Source organism: Paenibacillus agilis (assembly GCF_007786455.1).
GTDB classification, from domain to species: Bacteria; Bacillota; Bacilli; order Paenibacillales; family Paenibacillaceae; genus Paenibacillus_B; species Paenibacillus_B agilis.
In genome coordinates this window covers 115,778-138,564 of sequence record NZ_VNJK01000002.1, presented here as the reverse complement: position 1 = coordinate 138,564, position 22,787 = coordinate 115,778, and the positions used below count along the sequence as shown (strand labels likewise).

The following is a 22,787-nucleotide window of genomic DNA, read 5'->3' as shown; positions in this document are numbered from 1 at the left end:
TAATGCGAGTGTGTAGTTCTCCTTACGGATGAAACAGCAATGGCAGGTTGCATGAGGGGGAAAGGCAATGGAGGATACGCTGCGAGATGTATCTATGACCGCCGGGATGAGTGGTATTGTGAACATGGTTGTTGCTCTGCTGTGTATTGCCATTTCATGGTGGGCGCTGCAGCATGTGAAGCTGGACTTGTTTATTAAGTACCCTCAAGGCCCGCAGGGCAGAGTTATTCGCCTTCTATTGGCGATTATTATGGGGCGTGCTGTAGCAAGCTTTTTCATTGATTATTTGACATGGACGAATGCACTTCGCTTTTTAATCTAGCCAAAAATGGAAAAATGTCGAATAACATAAGGTGTAGTTGTCAACAATGGTGATAACTGCTAGAAACTTGTGGAATGATGTTGTCGAAATTTACGCTTGTCCATCTTTCAACGGGAATGTTATTATGTTAGGTGGACATTTAGAACACGTACCATTATTTACAGATATATAGATTAGATGGGGCGGAAAAATAGCGCGGAGGGAAATAGGATGAGTAAATTTATCGTCCGCGGAGGCAAGCGACTGAAAGGAACTGTGCGTGTTAGTGGCGCGAAAAATGCAGTTCTTCCCATTCTTGCGGCTTCGTTACTCGGAGAAGAAGGCGTCAGTGTTATTCACGATGCTCCTCCACTTGAGGATGTAAAGACGATACATCAAGTACTTGAAAAGTTGGGTGCGAGCCTAAGTTATGAAGGCGAAACCGTTGAGATCAATGCAGAAACATTAGTTTCTCATGAAGCTCCTTATGAATTGATGCGCAAGATGCGCGCCTCTTTCTTAGTAATGGGACCGCTTCTAGCTCGTACTGGTAAAGCACGTATATCACTGCCAGGCGGCTGTGCAATCGGATCAAGACCGATTGATCAGCATTTGAAAGGCTTCGAAGCAATGGGAGCCGAAATTGGACTTGGACAAGGTTATATTGAAGCAAAAATTAACGGCCGTTTAAAAGGCACAAAAATTTATCTAGATGTAGCTAGTGTTGGCGCAACTGAGAATATCATGATGGCAGCCACACTTGCTGAAGGTACTACTGTACTGGAAAATGCAGCACGTGAACCTGAGATCGTTGATCTAGCGAACTATCTGAATAAGATGGGTGCTAAAGTTCGTGGTGCTGGTACAGGAGTTATCCGTATCGAGGGCGTTGAGCGTCTGCGTGGAGCAGAGCATACTGTTATTCCAGACCGTGTTGAAGCTGGTACGTACATGGTTGCTGCAGCGATGACAGGCGGAGACGTTTATGTGGAAGGTGCGATCGCGGATCATCTAGGTCCTGTTATTTCTAAAATGGAAGAGATGGGTGTTACGGTTCAGCCAGACGAGAATGGTATTCGTGTTATCGCGGATAAACCACTTAAAGCTGTAGATGTGAAAACATTGCCGTATCCAGGATTCCCAACTGATATGCAATCTCAAATGATGGCACTTCTCTTGGCAGCTGAAGGTACTTCGGTTGTTACGGAAACGGTATTTGAGAACCGCTTTATGCACGTTGATGAATTCAACCTTATGAGCGCAAATATCAAAGTCGATGGGCGTGCAGCTGTTGTTACTGGTGGATTGAAGTTGACAGGAGCTAAGGTTACTGCAACGGATCTTCGTGCAGGCGCGGCGTTAATCTGTGTAGGTTTGGTAGCGGAAGGTACGACAGAAGTCGGCGGGACGCATCATATCGACCGTGGTTATGTTCATTTGGCTGAGAAGTTGTCCGCTTTAGGTGCAGATATTTGGCGCGTACATGCAGAGCCAACGTCAACTACTGCTGATGAAGACGGAAGTATCAAACGCAGCGATGCATCGCGTGTTAAGTCAACAATGGCGTAAGTTTCGTTATGACAGTGTTTGCGTGAATGATGTATGTTCATGATTGAATGTGATTTGAATGGAGAAGCCGTTTCCTTAGGGGGACGGCTTTTTTTGTATGGTTAGACTTGCATATGGGGAGTTGTAAATAATGTCGGCAACTCTCTATTTATATAGACGTGCAAGGCATCTATTTAGTTCCATATTTTTACGAAAAAATAGAACGTAAGGTTTATAGGGTAAGCTCTAAATGGTTCTATCTCCTCTTAATCTTGCATATCGTTGAAAATAGAATTGGTTATACGAGAGTGAAGAGGAAGTAGAAAAGGAGAGCGGTAGATGTCGAGACGGTGGAAGCTTGGAAAGTCTCTTAAGTCGAAAGGTGCTTTTCGTTTCTATTCGTGGCACTGGAATAAGGAGAGACGCAAGTTTCTCGCTATAACGGCAGGCGCCTGTCTGCTCGTTCTTCTCCTTATGCTGCTGCCATTAAGTATTGTCGAGCCTAGTAGGTATGGAGCTGGCAATAAAGCGGGAGCGATTATGCCTGCAAATAAGCAAGTAGAACAACCACACGTGAATGTACAGCGCAAGGAAATAGAAAGCCTAGATCAGCAGAAATCAGCAGGGACGCCGACTGTTTCATCCAAAGAGAGTACGAGTAGTGCCGCAATGATCGAAGAGCCGCGTAATCAAGCGCCTTATGTGCGTGTATACTTGGCGGACAAGCAGACAGTGGAGAGGGTTCCTTTGGAAATCTACGTGCGCGGCGTTGTAGCAGCGGAGATGCCAGAGCGCTTCGAGCTGGAAGCGCTCAAGGCGCAGGCGATTGCTGCGCGAACCTTTATTGTCCGTCGGCTTATGCAAGGCAAGAGTGACGATGTACCGCAAGGCGCCGATGTGCTTGGTTCAGTCGCTCATCAAGCTTATAAGCCGCTGGCTAAAATGGTGGATCGTGAGAAATCGATGCTACAAAAATTGAATCGCGCGGTTAATGAAACGGCAGGCCTCATCCTCACTTATAAGGATGAACCTATCCAAGCGGCATATTTCTCTACGAGCAATGGTCATACTGAGAATGCCGAAGACTACTGGGCCACTCCGCCAATACCATATTTGCGAAGTGTGCCAAGCCCGTGGGATCGCGTGATATCTCCGCGCTTCACGAACACGGTCAAGCTCGACGCCGCCGAAATGCTGCGCAAACTAGGCGTAGATACGTCAGCCGTTCCCGCCTTCGAAGCGCTCTCGGCGGACGAGGAAGCGGCTTCGGAACAGGGAAGCCGCACCGTGCGGGAGAGTATCAAGGTCCTCTCCCGCACGAAGGGCCAGCGCATCGCCGAGCTAAGCATCGGCGATGCCAAGCTGACCGGCCGGCAGCTGCGCGAGCGCCTCGGCTTAACGTCTAGTTCGGTAGAGTGGAAGTGGGAGAACGGCAAAGTGGTGTTAACCTCATATGGCTATGGGCATGGGGTAGGTATGAGCCAGTATGGGGCGCAGGGAATGGCGCTGAAAGGCAGCAAGGCGGAGCAGATTGTGACCTACTATTATGTTGGAACCAAGATAAAGAAGCTAGAGGATGTTTGGTCGAAGAAGTCTTGAACGTGCAGGCAAAGGATAAGTTTTATATCTCACTAGTTTCGTATCTTGATAGCAAGAAACTTAGAAAACTTAGAAAATATCAAATGAATACGTATAAAAGGAAAAGCCACGGTAACAATGGTTACTGAGGTGATACCAATGAGTGAACAGAACCAAAATAGTAAAGGTTCGAAAATGAATTCGTCTAGCACGCAACCGTCTTCTATGGAAGCTTCGAAGCTTTCAGGAACTCCAGCGGTTCCAACAACTGGATGGAGAAAGCTGTTGTCTAAGAAGTGGGTATTTCCAGCCTTGTATGTCACCGCAGCAGCCCTTATCTTAACGTTAGTATGGATCTACCAAGGGTCCAATCAGCAGCTGAAACAGAACCCAGCGGCGGTCCAAACTGAGGGTAAGTCAGTAACTGAGAGCACCACAGAGCAAGCGGCGGGTGAAGCTGTAGAAGTAATGGCAGGCAATGAAGTGCTTGGCTGGCCTGTATTAGATGCACAAGCAGTTGATGTTGTAATGGGCTTCTATGATGCAAATGCAACTAAAGAAGAGCAAGAAAAGGCAGTTGTACAGCATAACCAAACATTTACTCCTAATGTAGGCATCGATTTGGCTAGAAAAGATCAGAAACCTTTTGATGTTGTGGCAGCATTGAGTGGTACGGTGGTTCGAGCTGAAGCGCATCCAACTATGGGCAATGTGGTGGAGATAGACCATGGAAATGGACTTAAGACATTGTATCAAAGTGTAACAGACATTAAAGTGAAAAAAGGCGACGCTGTTAAAAAGGGTGACGCCATTGCGATCGCTGGAACGAGTGAGCAAGAGAAAGGCTTAGGCGTACATGTACACTTTAGCGTGTATGAAAATGATAAGCCTGTTAACCCAACGACTTTGCTGACTAAAAATCAATAAATAATCAGAGCTGTCCCGAGTGTAGCGCATAAGCGTCTGCCTCAATGGGGCGGCTCTTTTGTTGTTTTCAAAAAAAATTACAATATCCCTAAGCTTGTCAGGCTTGGTTATAAAGCATAAGTGGGAAGACCCCTCATATAATGTACCAAACTAAGTCAAGTAGGGGAGGCGGGAACGTGCACGATTACATCAAGGAACGGACTATTAAAATCGGCCGCTGTATCGTGGAGACGAAACATACGGTACGCACCATTGCCAAGGAGTTCGGTGTATCCAAGAGTACGGTGCATAAAGACCTGACCGAGCGGCTGCCGGAAATAAATCCGGATTTGGCGGACCAAGTCAAGCACATTCTCGAATACCATAAGTCTGTACGCCACCTGCGAGGAGGAGAAGCAACTAAGATAAAATACAAAAAGACAACTGGCAAAAAGCGTGAGGTGCTTGCAGCCGGTAAGTCTTGACTCACTCGCTACATGTGAACAGCAGTACGCCTTTGTCCGTTCCGTAAATATACTACACGTTCTCATTAGTCATTGAACCGAGAGCTTAATATATGATATCTTTATCGAGTAAATAACTTGCTGGAAATGGTCGGAAATGATCGTAATTTAGAAGAAATATGGAATGTGGAGGCTCTCGATGCTATGTTGAGCAAGGATATCGGAATAGACTTAGGAACGGCGAATGTTCTCATTCATGTGAAAGGGAAAGGAGTCGTCTTGGATGAGCCGTCAGTAGTCGCGATTGAAAGCGATAGCAAACGCGTATTAGCTGTCGGCGAAGAAGCACGTAAAATGGTGGGGCGTACACCTGGAAATATTATACCTATCCGTCCACTTAAGGATGGAGTAATTGCAGATTTCGAAGTTACAGAAGCAATGCTCAAGCATTTCATTCAACGTGTCGGCGGTCGCAAATGGTATTCCTATCCGCGTATATTAATTTGCGCGCCGACGAACATCACATCGGTAGAACAGAAGGCAATTCGAGAAGCAGCTGAGCGTAGCGGCGCCAAGGAAGTCTTCCTAGAGGAAGAGCCAAAGGCAGCCGCTATTGGTGCGGGTATGGACATCTTTGAACCTAGCGGAAACATGGTTGTTGACATCGGTGGCGGTACGACAGACGTAGCGGTATTATCTATGGGCGACATTGTAACGGCTTCGTCCATTAAAATAGCTGGAGATAAGTTCGATTCTGCTATTATGCGTTATATCAAACATAAATATAAGCTGCTCATTGGTGAGCGCACATCAGAAGATATCAAAATTACAATCGGCTCTGTTCGTCCCGGAGGTACTAAGCAGGAAATGGACATTCGTGGTCGTGATATGGTGTCCGGTCTTCCGTATACGGTGACGATTACATCTGCTGAAGTGCGTGAAGCGCTGTGGGATTCGATTTCGGCTATTGTTGCGGCATCCAAGTCGGTATTAGAACGGACACCACCTGAGCTATCTGCAGATATTATTGATCGTGGTGTTATCTTGACTGGTGGCGGGGCGATGCTGGATGGTTTGGACGAGCTGATGGCGGATGAATTGAAAGTACCTGTACTTATTGCTGAGGATCCGATGCACTGTGTTGTAAAAGGGACAGGAATCATGTTGGACAATCTTGATCGTGTCGTTAAGAAAAGACGTTTCTAATCCGATATATAGATTATATATCTATATGCGATGCCTTGTACCCTCATAAGGTAAGGTGTTACGGGAGGAAGATGTAGCATGATACGTGGATTATATACGGCAGCTTCTGGCATGATTACACAGCAGCGTCGACATGATACGATTACGAATAATATTGCAAATGCGCAGACCCCTGGTTTCAAAGCGGTACATACATCTGTACGCTCATTTCCTGAGATGATGATTCGTCTTATGGGCAGTGACAAAGCAGCAGGTGCTCAGCTTGGCCAGCTAGGTACGGGTGTGTTTGGGGAAGAAAGCCAAATGTTGTTCGTACAGGGCGATCTGATGCAGACGAAACAGATGGGGGACTTTGCGCTCGTATCTGATATCGAAGTGCCTGGGATGAACTTCGATGCTTCTGGTAAGTCCATCGATGAGCAAGGGAATGTAACGTACAAGCCGGAAGTATTTTTTACCGTTCAACAAGGTGAGGAAGTTCTTTATACCAGAGATGGCCACTTCACAATAAATGAAGATCAAGAATTGGTAACTGCAGACGGGGCGCTTGTTCTGGGTGCTAATAATGCACCAATCATCTTGGTGGATACGCCTATACAGGATTTGCGAGTAGATCCGCAAGGACGTATGTTTAATGCGCGTACTGGTGCAGATTTGGGAGAACGATTATTGTTGTCTCGCGTTGAGAACCCGAATGATTTGATTCGAGCTGGACATGGAAGTTTCCGTCTTGAAAATAATCAAGCAGCTGTAGTGGATCCGGCACTTGTTCGTGTAGAACAGGGCTATCTCGAGCGTTCAAATGTGGATACGTCACAGTCGATGGTAGACATGATGTCTGCTTTTCGTGCCTATGAAGCGAATCATAAGATGATTCAATTCTATGATAAGACGTTGGAGAAGACCGTAAACGAGATTGGCCGTGTATAGTCACGAAAATAAGCCGGATAGGAGCGTGTTGATATGAACATTTCTATGATCACTGCATCGACTGCGATGAATGGTTTGCAAAATAAATTAGATGTTATCGCGGATAACGTTGCTAATGTAGATACAAATGGATACAAGCGTAAGACGGCTACTTTTGCTGATGTCATGACAAATGTTCTTCAGCAGGGTGATGATTTCGAACGACCAGGTCGTGCTACACCATCTGGTTATACAACAGGCTATGGTTCAAGATTGAACAGTATCCAGCGTGATTTCTCATTAGGTGAACTCGTATCAACAGGTGTTGATACAGACATAGCGCTGCAAGGGAACGGCTTGTTCGAAGTTCAAACTGCAGAAGGAAATGCTTTCGTTCGTGAAGGTCAATTTCAGCTCATGCCTGATGAGCGTGCTGGTGTTGCCCCGGGCGGTATATTGACGACGAAGCAAGGTCATGTTGTTATGGGCGCGAACGATCAGCCTATCCGAATTCGAAATGGATTTGAACTGCGTATCGACTCTCTCGGAAGAGTATTTGAATACAATAGTGCCGTAGGCGATCCTATTCAAGTCGGGGTATTGAAAATTGTCGAGCCTACGAAACCTGAACTGCTAATGCAGGCGGATGACAATTTGTATGTCATTCCAGCAGGGACACCAAGAGAAACGGTAGTAACGACGTTGAACTTGACGAATATTCCACCAGATGGTATGTTGCCATTGACGGTGCGACAAGGTATGTTGGAGAAATCTAACGTCTCGTTAACGGATGAGATGGCAGATCTTATTCAAGCTCAGCGCGCCTATCAGATGGCAGCTCGGGCGCTTTCCTCTGGTGATTCCATGTGGGGATTAGCGAACAGCCTGAGGGGCTAAAGCGAAGTAGGTGAATAGTTAATGGAGAACGGGAAAGAGCGAATAATGGCGAATTCACAACCGTTGAGCCGCTCTAATCGTTATAAAGAAGCAGGCGGATTGGAACGAAGCAAGTCTCCTTCCTCTGACAATACAGAGCCAGATAATAAGAAGGGACAGCATTCCAACTCCAACGATATCGGAAAGAAATCCACTGCGCTAAAATGGGTGTTTCGACTTGTTGTTGTACCGATGCTTTGTCTGCTTATGGCATATATAGGTCTTGCTATTGGCTATGTTGTGATCGGTAATGGGGAGTTATCCGAGGCTTTATCGTTAAAGCCTCTCATACATGTATATAATCTTGTGTTTGGTTAATTGTTTCGTGAAATGACAAATACACACCTTGTGACAAATTCGGGCACTAATCCCGTGTGTCGCAGGGTGTTTTTTGTGCGGTTTTATTTTTGATAACGGGCATGTATAATAGGTTGAAGGAAAGAAGAAAATGGGGGTTACTGGAGGTTTTGGGGTGAATGTACCGAATTTTCTGACAGCGATTCGATTTGTGCTCATCCCCGTCTACTTAATGCTCTTCTTTGTTGGAGAACGATATATCGCTTTTGTCGTGTGGTTATTTGCAGGATTGACCGACGTACTAGATGGTTATTTAGCGCGCAAGCGCAATGAGATCACCTTTGTAGGAAAAATGTTGGATCCGCTTGCAGATAAGCTCATGATTTTGGCAGTGATGTTCTCTTTACTATGGTCTAAGGATATGCCGATATTAGCAGTGGCTGCCATGCTTGTTCGAGATGGAGGTATGATTCTGGGCTCGTTATGGTTCTATTTGAGGGGTAAGAAGACATTAGCGGCGAATACTATGGGTAAGCTGACGACGGTGCTGCTGTATGCAGCAATTGTCATGATTTATTTTCAGTGGCAGTATGCAGTAACAGTATTGTGGATCGTAATCGGATTTTCTTACTTAACATCGCTCTTATATTCGATACAAATTATAAGGGTAAACGGTCAAACCAAGGATACCATTCATTAAATGTTGTGAGTATTGTTACATAATTAAATGGATTCAGTGCCATGTGTCAAAATGCAAGTGAAAAGAGCTTCTTATAAACGGCCGAACCGCAAGAAGAAGCTCCTTATCTCAACCTTCACGCCTGCAGTCGATGAAGGATGTTCTTAGTATTTGCCTAATCAAGCTTTTTTATTCAGGAAGGAGCCAATTATCATGGAGCTTAACATTCAACAAATTCAAGAGATTATTCCTCACCGCTATCCATTTTTGCTCGTAGACCGAATTATCGAGATCGAGGAGTGCCAACGTGCGGTAGGTATTAAAAATGTCACGATGAACGAACCGTTCTTTGCTGGACACTTTCCTGGATACCCTGTAATGCCAGGGGTGCTTATCGTTGAGGCGCTTGCACAAGTAGGGGCTGCTGCGATGCTTATTAAAGAAGAAAATCGCGGGCGAATTGCATTTTTCGGTGGGATCGACAATTGTCGTTTCCGTGGACAGGTTGTACCGGGTGATACGCTGCTTCTTGAAGTAGAGATTACACGCATAAAGGGTACGGTTGGTAAAGGCAGAGGAGTCGCAAAAGTCGGAGACAAAGTAGTTGCAGAGGCCGACATTACATTTGCTCTTGCTAAGCAAGAAGCTTAATTTAGTGCAGTATCAGTTCCAGTTCGCTATAAGTGAACAATCCATATTATGTCTAAGCATACATGAAAAACGAAGCTGAATAAAAAAGCTGCCAGAGAGCAGCGAGCACGGCAGCTGGGTGGAACGTTTCAAGGAGGGAAATACGTGCTTAATAAATTAGAAGAGTGGAACCGTGGTGCGAAGAAGTGGTTATGGCTTCTTGTCATCATTGGTGTAATTGCTTCGTTAGCGGTTACGGTACAACGTGTACAGACAGAGCAATCATCGAAGCAGGTTGAAGTCGTTATGGACTACCGCGACCTGATCGATGTTTCATTGTACCAAGTGAATCCAACAGCGTATTTAAATGAGCGATTGGATCTGCTAAAAGAAGCGGGTGTTCAATCCATGGCAGTGTTCGAAAGCTCTTTGCGTGAGCTTGAGAATGCTAAACGTATTTATTTGTATAATTCAAGTCAGGTAGCTATGCTGCAAGGGAAGCTGCCATCTATGACTGAAAACTTTACTTATGTGCTATTCAACAGCGAAGAGGAAGCGAAGCAGCTTGCTCCAATGATCCGCAGCACCTTTACTCAACTTGAGGTTGTTGTCCGTGATTGGAAGCTGGAGGGTAAAGTAGGTCTTGTACTTGAGACGCCAATGGAATTTGCGACTTTGCAAGCATTGCCGCATGATCCGATGGCGTTGGAATTACTGGCAAGCAAAGGATTTGCGATCGTGCCTCGTTTGTCTGATTCTGTCCCATATGATGCGGAACAGGTAGACAAGCAGCTGGAGCAGTTTGCTCAACTAGGTGTGAAGCGTATTTTGTTCGATGGTGAATCTGTAAAAGGATTCACAGATGATGAAGAAACGAAGAGTTTGGCGAATTTTGCTGAACTTTTGAAGAAGCATCAGATTGGCATTGCAACGATCGAGGGTCTGAAAGCTCCGCAAAAAGGCTTTAACCGATTGGCTTATTTGATTGACTATAATGTGGTTCGAATCCATTCCATTGGAGAATCAGAGTCATTCAATGAGCCAGAAGTACTTGGAGATCGTATGGCCCTTGCTGTTAAGGACCGCAACATTCGTATGTTCTATTTGAACGCGATGGTGAAGCGTGACGCGAAGAAGAACATCGTTGTTGATTCTACAGATAATTTGATTCGTTCAATGCAAGAACCAGGTAAAGGCTTGGCTATGATTGCAGAAGATGGATTCTCATTTGGACAAGCAACTCCGTTTGAAGTTGTGGATGCTAGTTGGCAGCGATATGCGAAAGCACTTGTTGTTGTGGGTGCTGTAGCGCTAATTGCGCTTCTTCTTTCATATTTTGTACCATTTGTGATGCTACCTGCATTCGTGTTAGGCTTAATAGGAACTGCTGGCTTGTTTGTACTAAAGAAGTCAGGATTGCTGGAACAGGGCTTGGCTCTTGGTGCAGCAATTAGTGCACCAACCATTGCGATGATATTGGCGATACGACGTATTGAGATGTCACCACGAATTACATCAATCGGCCGCCGTTTAGGCTTGGCGATTGCTTTGTTCGTACGAACTTCTCTAATATCGCTAATTGCGGTACCTTTTGTCATTGCATTGTTGAACAATATTACTTACAGCCTCGTGCTCAATCAATTCCGTGGCGTAAGCTTATTGCATCTTGCACCAATTGCATTGACAGCTTTGTATGTATTTCTATATCGCGGCGAGTCTGTATTCAAGGAAGCGAAGCGTTGGCTTGCTATGCCAATTACTGTTCTTTGGGTATTGTCGTTAGGCGTAGTCGGCATTATCGGCATGTACTATTTGTCTCGTACAGGCAATGCAGGTTCGGTAAGCTCTCTAGAAATGGCATTCCGTACTTTCCTTGAGAGTACATTCGGTGTTCGCCCGCGTAACAAAGAATTTTTATTGGCGCACCCGATGTTGTTAGCTGGAGCGTTCATTGCACTCCGTTATCGTTGGGGTTCATTCTTGTTTATTATTGCGGTAATTGGGCAATTGTCCATGGTGGATACTTTCGCCCACATTCATACTCCGGTTATGATTTCGTTGGCGCGTACGCTGCTTGGCATGGGGCTGGGCTTAATTATCGGCGTCATTGCAATGGTAATTTGGACTGTGGTAGAAAGGTGTTGGGAGGCATGGCGTCCGAAGTTCGAACAGTAGTCATTTCTGGCTACTACGGCTTCAATAACAGTGGAGATGAAGCAGTTCTCAACTCGATCCTGAATGCGTTAGAACGAGCAGGACGGGAAGCTGGAATTCGCATTGAACCTGTTGTGTTATCTGGAGATCCTGCTGCTACGACAGCATTGTATGGCGTTCGTGCCGTACATCGTATGAAAATTGGTGAAGTTAGACGAGCATTAAAGAACAGTCACGCCCTCATTAGTGGGGGCGGGAGCTTGCTCCAAGATGCAACTAGTGCGAAGACAATTCCTTATTACCTTGGTGTTCTGAAACTCGCACAGTGGCTTGGCAAGCCGACATTTATATATGCACAAGGAATTGGACCCGTTCAACGCAAGCTGTTTTATCCCTTTATCAAAAATGTATTTTCACGATCTGCGTACGTATCTGTACGTGATGTGGAGTCTGCAGCTTTGTTGGAGAAAATGGGTCTCAATAAGAGCTCTATTGAAGTCGTACCTGATCCTGTTATGGGAATGCGACTTCCATCAGGTACACCCCAATCATCCGGGTTTGATGAAGAGGGAAGACCGATTGTCGGCGTGTCTGTTCGTTTTTGGAACGAGGATCGCACGGATATGGACCGCATTGCGGAGATGCTGCAACAATGGTTGGAGCAGCAGCAATTGCATATTCGTTTCCTTCCGTTTCATGGTCACTCGGATGAGACGGCATCCCGTTACGTTATGGAGCGTCTGAGTAATGCAGACAAACATGGCTCGGCTGTCAGTATCAGTCCGATATATCCGCATCCTTTGGACATGCTAAAGGAAGTAAGTCGTTGTCGTGTACTTGTTGGTATGAGGCTGCACTCTCTCATTTATGCAGCTTCCCAGCAGGTTCCTGTATTGGGAGTATCCTATGATCCTAAGATTGACCAGTTTCTCAATCGCTTAGGTGAGCAGGCCATTGGAACGACTAAGCAGCTTCATCCTCAGCGTGCGGCAGAACAAGCGTCTTCTGTATTAAGCAATACAGAAAGATGGCGTGAGCAGCATCAAGAGGTAATCCAGCAACTTATACAAGAAGCAGAGCTGCCAGCGAAACAAGTTGTGCAGTTACTGCGTCAAACGAACTAGGTGATATGATGAACCCGACAAGGGATTATGCAACAGTCTCAATATATGGTGTGCCATTTTCTAAAATGACGATGAAGGAGACTGTCGACTGGATGGCTTCTGCTATTGCAGATCGAAGACCTACTCATGTCATTACTGCGAATCCGATTATTCTGATGAATGCGATTGAAAATGAGCATCATATGCGGATTATGGAGCAAGCGGATATTATTGTGGCTGACGGAACAGGTATCGTATGGGCAGCTGATTACATCGGAGATCCTTTGCAAGAGCGGGTTACAGGATTTGATCTGCTTTATGAATTGATGAAGGTGGGCAATGACAAGGGCTGGAAAGTGTATATGCTTGGAGCAGCTCCAGAAGTTATCGAGGCAGCTGCCAGTCGATTGCAGCAGCTGTATCCAGGTGTGCAAATCGTTGGATGCCGTGATGGATTCTTTACTGAAAAGGAAGATGAAGCCGTTATTAACGATATCGTGCAGGCTCAGCCGGATTTGCTATTTGTCGCTAGAGGAGCTGAAACTCAGGAGCCGTGGATTGCCCGCTATCGGGAACAATTGAATGTTCCGATTATGATGGGGGTTGGCGGCAGCTTCGATGTTATCTCTGGAAAGTTGAAACGAGCTCCGAAATGGATGCGTTCATTGCGTCTAGAATGGTTCTACCGCTTGATGAAAGAACCTTGGCGCTATAAGCGAATGCTTGCGCTTCCTAGATTTGTGTGGAAAGTGGTGCGAGACAAAGGAAAGGTGAAGAAAAAGTAATGAATTCGCCTATAATCTCTCGATATCGCCTGTTTTCCTGCTGATTTGGGCGCTGGTGTTTCCATTTCGAACGGAGTATAATTCAATCCGGAGTCAAATGGAGGTTGATAATAACCGATGGTAACCGTATATGTACTTGGTGGGCTGCTGGCATTGCTTTTAGCCACTGGCTTAACACCGTTAGTTAAAGCTTTTGCTATTAAGATCGGAGCAGTTGATGTACCTAATGCTCGAAAAGTACACACTCGGATTATGCCTCGCATGGGTGGACTCGGCATTTTCGGTGCATTTGTAATATCGCTGTTAGGCTTAATGGTTGTTGCACCTGACCTATTGTTATCTACTGAGCGAGACAGCAACCTCGTATGGGGGCTTTTAGCTGGTGGCTCAATTATCGTATTGATTGGAGCACTGGATGACCTTTATGAGTTGTCTGCTAAGGTTAAGCTCCTTGGACAAATTATTGCAGCATGTGTCGTAGTATTTGGATTTGACCTGACGGTTAACTTCGTAAATGTACCTTTCGGCAATCAATATTTGTCTATAGATGATTGGATTGCAATCCCGCTGACTATCTTCTGGATTGTTGGTGTAACGAATGCAATCAACTTAATTGATGGATTGGACGGGCTTGCTGCTGGCGTATCTGCTATTTCTATTGCTACGCTGCTTGTAATGGCTGTATTTATGGGCAATCCAGTAGTCATTCTATTATGTGTCTTGCTGCTTGGCAGTATTATTGGATTTTTGTTCTTTAACTTTCATCCGGCCCGCATATTTATGGGGGACTCCGGTTCATTATTTTTAGGCTTTAGTCTCGCGGTCTTATCTATGTTAGGATTCAAGCAAGTTGCAATCGTATCTTTCGTTACACCGCTTCTTATTATTGGAGTGCCATTATCTGATACGTTCTTTGCTATCGTTCGTCGTTGGTTGCAGAAGAAACCAATCTTCGCTCCTGACAAAGGCCATTTGCATCATTGCTTGCGAGAGCTGGGCTTTAGTCATCGCAAGACGGTACTCATTATTTATGGTATCGCAACGTTCTTCGGTATACTTGCTATCGTTCAATCCGTTGCAGCTTCGCACCATGCGAACTGGGTTACTTTTGTAGTAATCTGCATCCTGCTAGTTGCTTTGCAACTAGGAGCTGAAGTCATCGGTATTGTAAGTAAGAAACGAAGACCAATGCTGGATATGCTTCATCGTATTCGAGTAAAAGTTGAGTCGCGTTCAGACTCATAATTTAAAATAATTACGTAAAACCTCCTTTCCTAGCGCATTGCTAGAGAGAGGAGGTTTTTTGTGTTTTCTAATTATGTTTTAAGTATTTTCTAATAGCTGATTATTAGTGTTTTCTGTCGCTTTTTGTAATCGATTTACATCATAATCTAAACATTTACATGTTTCCAACCGATAACATGAGTACACAAATTATTAGGTAAGGAGCGAAGATAATGATAGCACTAAGGAAGACACCCGCTTTGAAGAAATGCTTAGCGATTATGCTGACATTAGCCCTTCTCATTACAATGGTGCCATTGCCATTTGGTTCGGTAGCTCAAGCTGCGGGCGGGGGATTTTTCGTATTCCCAAATGAGCAATATGACGCAAAAAGCGCTAGGGTTACTAGTGACGAACGTATCACCTTGGACGGCTCAATTAACGGTGTGAGCGCAAAGGGAATCTCATATAGTGTGCAACAAATTACGATAACTCCAGGCGGGCAAGAGCATGTAGTAACTTCCCGTGAGGAGCAAACGGCAAATATCATTGTGAATGGTACAAACTTGAAGGTGTTTAATCTTCAATTATTCTCAGGTTTGAACCGTATCACATTTAAAGGTTTGCAAGGCTCTACGGAAGTGTACGATTCCATTTATGTTGAGTATCGTAATGGACCAACACTTTCCGATTTGCAAGTATCCTTGAACGGTGCTCGTCAAGAATTGAAAGAATTAGGGACTACGATTGTCAACTCAAAGTCTCCAAACAATAGTAACACTGCTTCAGTTAGTATTACAGGTAAAGCAAAGAATGCTGAAAAAGTTCAAGTTGTCGTAAATAACAACAGTTGGACGTTTAACGTATCCAAAAATAACAACTGGGAGTTTTTTGCCTCTCCTATTTTGCTGACAAAAGGTAAAAACATAGTTAAAATCCGTGCTTTGAACGGTACGCAAGTAGTTGAAACGGTACGTGAGGTGGCTTTGTATAACAATACAGTCACTTTCTACGATGTTCATTTCTTGAACGGTTCGGATAAGATCGATCTTTCATCTAATCCAACGCTAAACCTAGGTAGCGAAATTATCCATGGTAAAGCAATTATTCCGATTCAAAAAGGAGCAACTAATCCTGTTGTAAGCTTGGAGTACACTTTGACAGGAATGACTGCTTCGGCACCTATCACGATTAAAAATCAACAAATCATAGATGACTATGTTCATGTTGAGTTCGATATCGATCTAACAGGTCAATTAGCAAATAAGCTGAACCAATTGCTTCGTTTGGAGTTAGCAGGGACGAATCTTGTCTCTGGTACGAAAGATAGAACAGCTATGAGCTTTACATTGACAGATGCGAGTATGCCAATTATCCATGATATCCGTTATTTGGGGAATTATCGTGACGGCATGTCAGATAGCGATGTATTGAATCTTTCAGGCAGCAAGCTTGATAAAGCTGAACTGTCCTCCATGCCAACGGCTATTGAGTTTTTAGTCGCGAACTATGGCTCTCAAGATATCACGATTAAAGGTATTAAAGATTCTGCAAATAACCCTTTAACAAAAGTTGATCTTGATGGAAAAATTGTAGGTGGTACTGTAGTTGAAAATATAAACGGTGTACCGACTACGCTAACACGTATCATTTACAAGCTGAACTCATTGCCGATCAGTGGTAAGCAGACGATTGAGTTCGATCTTGGAGGCACATCTTATTTTGCAACGGTAACATTACTATATGGTCCGTTTATGAAGTTCGATACGGTTTATGATGGAAGATCGATTCCTTTTGACACTACAACAGGAAATTTGCAAGATATCATAACACTAGACACATTCTTTAAAAACTTAGAAGGTTCATTGTTAAATGTCTCTGATCCGAACGCTATCCGCTATACGGATGTTTCAGCTACAGAGAAGCGCAATGTATTTCTTTATTTAAATAATACAGAACTTATGTTAGAGCCAAACGGTACAGACAAGACGCAATTTAGACTTTCTGCAAGTAGTGTTGATGCTGCAACTAAAGCGCTGTTCATTGGTGAGAACAAGATTAAGTTTGTTTACCGGACGAAGGAAGCTATTTATGAAAAGGTAACGACGGTCACAATTATTCCGCTTAATATTCCAGTTATTCCGGTCCCTAAGACGGATGGGGTGTTTCCTTATAGCGTGAATCAAGATGTGCTGATTCCTAAGCCTGAGAAAGCTAAGTTCGAGAAAAAAGGCGATATCTTCTATACACGTGAGAGCAAGATGAATGTGTATGGTACATTTGATTTTTACGACTTAGGTAAAACAGATGCACAAATTTCATCGGAGATCGATAAACTTAGAAACTCGAATGACAATTCTGATAAGTACAAGATCGTTGTTAGCTCTCCAAACTTGAAAGATAAATTGACATGGACATTAAGCAATGAATTCCAGGTCATTGAAAATGGTATTAAAATAATGGATGTACCGAGCAAGGCTAATGCTCCTGCAACTAATATTGAAGTTCAATATATTGTGGAAACGGAGAGCTTTGCTTTCAAAATTAAGGGCATGAATATTCCGATCGATGGAAGCCCTGTCGTATTGAATATTACTGCTTATAACAACGGTGAAGGCGGTCCGAGAGCAACGTATCGGATCGAGGTTGTTCCAATTAACGTACCGTACATGATTGTTCAACCTGTTGATCAGGTTCGTACTATTAACCAAAACTTCTTGGAAGTGGTTATTCACTCCCCAGGAGCTGATAAAGTAGTTATCAATAAAGTAGAAGCAAAACGACAAAAATTCGATCGATTCTATGATGGAAGAATTGTTTATGAAGACGCGTTCCGTACTGTTGTCACAGGCTTAAAACCAAATCGAGAAAATAAGATTGAATTTACAATTACTCGTGGTGACGATGTTGAAAAGGCTCATATCATGGTCAAGTACGTGCCAACAAGTATTCCAGGTGGACAGTACATGGAGTCGATGAAGTCTTCTCATAAAGCATTTGATAACAGCCTTCGACTTACTTTTGCAAAGGGAACGTCACTCATACGTCGCGATGCAACTAAGTCTGAGGAGTTTAAGCATCAAGTATATTCTGGTAACCAAATGCTATTCTCTATCGCTAACCCGGAAAATGGTCGTGTAAATCAGTATGACTTTGAAGCTGACCAACTTCCAGCAAACTTTGATTTGGAAATGAATCAGGCGGGTAACGTATTCCGTGGAAGCTTCCCAGAAAGCTTTATCAAAGCCAGCCCGGTTTATTGGATTGATCCAGGTCTAGCGGATGACTTGATGACAAAGCAAAATTACGATCCTATTGAACATGGTAGCGATCCATATCAATTCCCGAATGCACCTGTTAGCATGTTCTACAATCGTACTATGGATCGTGAACTCGTACCTTCTAAGGAAGGGAAGCTGACTTTGTCCTATGACAAAAATATGGCACAAGACGGTGGTAAACTTGTTACTGTGTTCCGTTTCGATCCAGAATTGAAACAGTGGGAAAACATCGGCGGCGTTGTTGATGATAAGAAACGCACAATTACAGTGCCATTCCGTAAGTTTGGATACTATGTCGTGGCTAAGTTGGGCTCATCTTATAATGATGTTGTGCAGCATCCATATGCACGTAACTATATTGAGGCTGTACTTGGAAAAGGGGTTATGAACCCTGAACAACCGTTGACTACATTCGGAACAGATATGTATGTAACCCGTGCTGAATTTACTCGTATGATCGTGCGAGCTCTTGATTTGCCTCTTAATTATGAGGGTCCACGACACTTTGATGATGCTGATTGGCCTTCAGATCAGGACTTAAGTCAAGTGAATACTGCTGGATTATGGGATTTCCGTTATATCGAAACAGCAGCTCGTGAAGGAATTGTGCGTGGTATTTCACCGAACGTATTCGGTGTAGATTCCAACTTGACTCGTCAAGATGCTGCCGTTATGCTCGCGAAAGCGATGAACCTGAAGATGGAAACAGATCGCTCTAAGATTCGCAAAGATTTGTTGAAGTTCTTTAAGGATGCTGACAAGATAGATTACTATGCTCAGCCAGCGGTACTTGCTATTGCTAAGAAGGGGCTTATCGAAGGTATGCCAGTAGATCCATCTGATCCTGAGAAAGGCTTTATGTTCAATCCTGAAGCGAACATGTTACGCGGTGATGCTGCAGTTGTAATTGCAAAAGTAATGATTGATTTAAAGAAACTGCCTAAGATGTCTTAATTGATTTAGCTGACTTGATTAGAACATTGCCTGAATGTAATTAATGACTCAACGGAGAGTCGAAGCAGAATCCTTTACTTCGACTCTCTTCTAAAATGAATTGTAAATCACGATGCTATTTAAATTAGATTGTTTAAATATTTACGAGATTAATAATTACTATGGTTTATTATGTAATTAGAGATTTTACAAAGTAATGGGGCAGTGCTTATTTCGTGCTTTTTTTGCAGCGTCATAAAGCATTAACTATGGCGAGTTCTGAAAAAGAAAAAAGTTTTTTTGCTCTAGCCGCAACTTTTTTGCAACTAGCGCGTTTAATTACATGAAGTCGAAAAACAAGCGGAAATAATTTATTAGTCTTCCCTGTTTTTCACAAAAATATACTTTACGCTAGGCTTTGGTACATGTATAATGTCTAGAGTGGAAGAATTATCTCTATTTAATCCCAATTCGATTACGAGTTTCTGTGACATGACTCATGTTACAGACTTCATTTTTATAAACCATTTCGCTCTACTTATAGGAAGGGGGTGAATCGGCGATGAGGGAAATGAGAAATCTTTCAGAGCAACACTCTCAACAACCGAAGCAATTTAGAGGAGGAGAAAAAAAGGTTATGAAGAAAAGATTGGCTATGCTGCTTTCCGTTGCTATGGCGTTCTCTATGTTCGCAAACGTAGCATTCGGTGCTGAAGCACAACTCACAACTAAAGAAAAATTTGATGCATTGGTGAAAGATGGTATCTTCGCTGGTGTTAAAGACAAAAACGGTAACATCGATCCACAACTTAACCTTCACACTGACCGTGCTCAGTTCGCTAAGATCTTGGCTCTAACTGCTGGTTTGTCCAAAGAAGAAGGTAACTCCTTCAAAGACAAAGGCTACAGCACTCACTGGGCTAAAGGTTATGTAGAAGCTGTTACTAAAGCTGGCTTCATGTCCGGCGTAGGTAACGAGAAGTTCGATCTTAAAGGTAAAGTAACTGGTGAGCAAATGGCGAAATCCTTCGCATTGGCTCTTGGCTTGAAAAAAGTTGAAGATGCTCCTGCAGTAGAAGGCGTATCCAAATGGGCTTACGGCTATGTTGCAGCAATCAAAGCAGCTGGCTTTGACTTCTCCGTAGACGGCAAATGGAACGTTCCAGTTCAACGTGCTGTATTGGTAGAAGCAGCTTACGACATCAAACAAAAAACTTCTGTTAAAGTTGATTCCGTTAAAGTAATCGACGAGAAAACAATCGAAGTTAAGTTCACTGATGGTGAAACTGTAAAACATACTCTTGACACTGCTCTTGTAGAAGGTAAAGAGACTACTGTAGAAGTTACACATAAAGGTGCTAAACACCAAGTTAAAGTTACATTGCAAGCTCTTGCAATCGAAGCTAAAACTGTAGGTGCTAAAACTTTCGAAGTTAAGCTTAACCGTACAGTTGATACAGCTAAAGCTAAATTCGAAGTTAAGCGTGGTTCCACGGCTATCGACGTGAAAACTGCTACTTACTCCGAAGACAAATTGACTTACCGCGTTGAAGCTTCCAACAAGCTTTCCGAAGGTGAGTACACAATCAACTTGGTAGTAGGCGACAAAACTGTCTCTGCTAAAGCTAAAGTTGAAGCAGAAAAAGTAACTGATATCGAAATCGTTGGCGACAAAGCTGCTACAAACAACGACTACGATGAGCTTAAAATTGGTTACAAAGTATTGAACCAATACGGTGAAGATGCTTCCAAAATTGCTAACTTGACTTGGACTATTTCCAAAGGTAGCTACAAAGAAGCTAAAGATGGTCTTTTGACTATCGCTGCTCCTACTGATAACAGCGGAAATAAAACTAAGTTCATGTACAATGAGCCAATCGTTCTTATGGTTTATGATAACAACGCTGGTATTGTTGAAAACAAAACTGTTAACGTTGGATTCCCAGCTCGTGCATCTGAAGTAGAATTCAAAGAAATCTACAACATCGATGGCAGAGAATTGACTTCAACAACTGACTTCACTAAAGACGAGTTCTACCTTTTGATCGACGTTAAAGATCAATACGGTAACCGTATCGATAAGAACGATGTAGAAAATAACTTGCTTGTTGTATCTTCCAATCCTATGGCATTGGATGTAGAAAACAAAGCAGTAATCAACCAAGGTAAAAACGGCGATCAATTCGCTATCAAGTTCAAAAACCCTGGTAACAGCATGTTCCGTACTACAGGCGACGTAGAAATTAAAGTTACTGCTTTCGGTAGCGGCAAACAGTTCTCCCACAAAGTGACTGTTGGTCAAGGTACTGAATTGAAGACCTTTAAACTATTCCAACCTGAAGCTGAAGTAGCTGCTGGTGATGGAACTGCGAAGATTCCATTCGAAGCTTACGATGCAAAAGGTAACAAAGTTACTAAGTTCTCTGACTTGAACAGATACGTTAATGTTGATAAATCTCTTCAACTTAGCGACAACTTGAAACTTGTTGAGGACAAAAAGACTCGTGAAGGATTCTTCGAGTTCCAAGTTCCAGCAAATGAAGGTCGTCAAGTTGTGTTTACAACGCAAGTAAACAACAACGCAGCAATGAACTCTATCACAATCGATGTTAAGAAGAAAGCTGAAGCTGATGCAGTTAAAGGATTCGACAAAGAGTTCAACACTGCATACGGTTCAAACGCTACATTCACTATCAAACCAGGTAGCATCGATGTAATTGATCAGTACTCTCGTGAAATCAAAGCTGATAAGCTTGCTGACGATGTTTACATCGCAATTGAGAACTACGGTAAGCTTGTAGCTGGTAAACAACTTAAAGATGCAGGTGTAACTGGTGCTACTTACAGAGACGGTGATAAATTGTTCTTCAACGGCAAATCTGCCGCTGAAATCAAATTCACAACTCTAGATAAAGGTGATGCTCGCTTTGAATTAGCTCTTTACAAGAAAGATGCTAATGGCTTCAAGGTTATCGCTGATTCCCAAACAACTGCAGCTGTAAGCGTAGTTGACAAAGAGAACATCGGTTCTTACGAAGTTAAAGCTATCGGCAGCTTGTATGCTGGTAAAACTAACATCTTCGGTTCCGTAACAGATGCTACTTACTCCAAAGAGCTTGAAGTAGTTGGTAAGCGTGCTAACGGTACTAAAGTAGTGTTGAGCCCAGAAGACTACACTGTTGTTGCTGATGCTAACTACATCACTGTAGAAGGTAACAAGAAGCTTAAAGCTAACGTAGCTAACTTGGGTAACAATGAGTCTGTAGATGTGAAATTGCAAGTTCTTGTTAAAGGTTCTGAAGTGAACCCTGTTAGACTTGAGCAAACAATTACTGTATCTAACAAAGCTCAATCCATCACTAAAGTTGAAACAGATAAAGACGCTGTGGATGCTGTTAAAACACCAGCAATTAAGAAAGTTGATGGTCAGTTGATCGAAGTAACTACTGGCTTCAATAACGTACGTGACATCCTTTCTGTAATCAAAGCTGAAGATCAATACGGCTTGAAAGGTCACCTTAACAACGTAGCAAGCTCAACTGTTGTTGTTACTAAGGTTGAATCTAAAACTGCTAAGGTTGAAAACGGCGTAATTACTGGCAAACTTGCAGCTAAAGACTACATCTACGCGACAGTAGCTGTACATGGCGTTGCAACTGACTTGGTAATCTCTGTAGTTGAGTAATAATAGCTAACTAAAAAGGTGTTTAACAGGGTCTCCTGTTAAACACCTTTTTTCTTTATCATAATAAAATCATAAAGTATTAATTATTTTTAACTATCCAGCTGATACAATTAAAGGTAAAGTATTAGTATATGCATTGATATGATTGAATTAAGGAGTTGAAAATAA

General features: G+C 43.3%; 17 protein-coding genes. All 17 read left to right on the top strand.

The genetic code is table 11. The annotated features are described in order from the left end of the window. Positions 1 to 67 precede the first annotated feature (67 nt). Positions 68 to 322, top strand: a complete 255-nt coding sequence (locus tag FPZ44_RS17025; protein WP_144992021.1) for a DUF1146 family protein — start codon at positions 68 to 70, stop codon at positions 320 to 322. Positions 323 to 532: 210 nt separating this feature from the next. Continuing rightward, a complete protein-coding gene (gene murA, locus FPZ44_RS17020; protein WP_144992019.1) occupies positions 533 to 1,870 on the top strand; it encodes a UDP-N-acetylglucosamine 1-carboxyvinyltransferase in 1,338 nt (445 codons plus the stop codon). A 318-nt stretch (positions 1,871 to 2,188) separates the two neighbouring features. After that, positions 2,189 to 3,448: a stage II sporulation protein D gene (gene spoIID, locus FPZ44_RS17015; RefSeq protein WP_144992017.1), complete on the top strand. Its 1,260-nt coding sequence runs from the start codon at positions 2,189 to 2,191 to the stop codon at positions 3,446 to 3,448. Between the two features lie 204 nt (positions 3,449 to 3,652). Then, positions 3,653 to 4,354: a peptidoglycan DD-metalloendopeptidase family protein gene (locus FPZ44_RS17010; RefSeq protein ID WP_418789187.1), complete on the top strand. Its 702-nt coding sequence runs from the start codon at positions 3,653 to 3,655 to the stop codon at positions 4,352 to 4,354. A gap of 176 nt (positions 4,355 to 4,530) precedes the next feature. Further along, positions 4,531 to 4,818, top strand: a complete 288-nt coding sequence (gene spoIIID / locus FPZ44_RS17005; protein ID WP_028593821.1) for a sporulation transcriptional regulator SpoIIID — start codon at positions 4,531 to 4,533, stop codon at positions 4,816 to 4,818. 183 nt (positions 4,819 to 5,001) lie between these two features. Next, positions 5,002 to 6,003, top strand: a complete 1,002-nt coding sequence (gene mreB / locus FPZ44_RS17000; RefSeq protein WP_144992013.1) for a rod shape-determining protein — start codon at positions 5,002 to 5,004, stop codon at positions 6,001 to 6,003. A gap of 78 nt (positions 6,004 to 6,081) precedes the next feature. Beyond that, on the top strand, positions 6,082 to 6,933 hold the full coding sequence (locus FPZ44_RS16995) for a flagellar hook-basal body protein (protein ID WP_144992011.1): 852 nt from the start codon (positions 6,082 to 6,084) through the stop codon (positions 6,931 to 6,933). Between the two features lie 33 nt (positions 6,934 to 6,966). Next, complete coding sequence (locus tag FPZ44_RS16990) at positions 6,967 to 7,809, top strand: flagellar hook-basal body protein (protein ID WP_144992009.1); 843 nt, start codon at positions 6,967 to 6,969, stop codon at positions 7,807 to 7,809. A 21-nt stretch (positions 7,810 to 7,830) separates the two neighbouring features. Next, positions 7,831 to 8,166 (top strand): DNA-directed RNA polymerase subunit beta, encoded by a 336-nt coding sequence (locus FPZ44_RS16985; RefSeq protein WP_144992007.1) that lies wholly within the window; start codon positions 7,831 to 7,833, stop codon positions 8,164 to 8,166. Between the two features lie 154 nt (positions 8,167 to 8,320). Beyond that, on the top strand, positions 8,321 to 8,845 hold the full coding sequence (locus FPZ44_RS16980) for a CDP-alcohol phosphatidyltransferase family protein (RefSeq protein ID WP_186786115.1): 525 nt from the start codon (positions 8,321 to 8,323) through the stop codon (positions 8,843 to 8,845). Positions 8,846 to 9,037: 192 nt separating this feature from the next. After that, positions 9,038 to 9,475: a 3-hydroxyacyl-ACP dehydratase FabZ gene (gene fabZ / locus FPZ44_RS16975; RefSeq protein ID WP_144992003.1), complete on the top strand. Its 438-nt coding sequence runs from the start codon at positions 9,038 to 9,040 to the stop codon at positions 9,473 to 9,475. Between the two features lie 144 nt (positions 9,476 to 9,619). Then, positions 9,620 to 11,629 carry a DUF5693 family protein gene (locus tag FPZ44_RS16970; protein WP_144992001.1) on the top strand — a complete coding sequence of 670 codons (2,010 nt, stop codon included), beginning with the start codon at positions 9,620 to 9,622 and terminating at the stop codon, positions 11,627 to 11,629. Then, positions 11,605 to 12,732 (top strand): polysaccharide pyruvyl transferase CsaB, encoded by a 1,128-nt coding sequence (csaB, locus tag FPZ44_RS16965; protein WP_144991999.1) that lies wholly within the window; start codon positions 11,605 to 11,607, stop codon positions 12,730 to 12,732. The genes FPZ44_RS16970 and csaB overlap by 25 nt, the downstream gene beginning before the upstream one ends. 8 nt (positions 12,733 to 12,740) lie before the next feature. Next, positions 12,741 to 13,496, top strand: a complete 756-nt coding sequence (locus FPZ44_RS16960; protein ID WP_144992716.1) for a WecB/TagA/CpsF family glycosyltransferase — start codon at positions 12,741 to 12,743, stop codon at positions 13,494 to 13,496. Between the two features lie 117 nt (positions 13,497 to 13,613). Then, positions 13,614 to 14,741 carry an MraY family glycosyltransferase gene (locus FPZ44_RS16955; RefSeq protein WP_144991997.1) on the top strand — a complete coding sequence of 376 codons (1,128 nt, stop codon included), beginning with the start codon at positions 13,614 to 13,616 and terminating at the stop codon, positions 14,739 to 14,741. Positions 14,742 to 14,953: 212 nt separating this feature from the next. Next, the gene (locus tag FPZ44_RS16950; RefSeq protein ID WP_144991995.1) at positions 14,954 to 18,955 is read left to right on the top strand and encodes an S-layer homology domain-containing protein; all 4,002 of its coding nucleotides are present in this window, start codon (positions 14,954 to 14,956) and stop codon (positions 18,953 to 18,955) included. 616 nt (positions 18,956 to 19,571) lie between these two features. Beyond that, positions 19,572 to 22,619: an S-layer homology domain-containing protein gene (locus FPZ44_RS16945; RefSeq protein ID WP_186786114.1), complete on the top strand. Its 3,048-nt coding sequence runs from the start codon at positions 19,572 to 19,574 to the stop codon at positions 22,617 to 22,619. Positions 22,620 to 22,787: the final 168 nt, after the last annotated feature.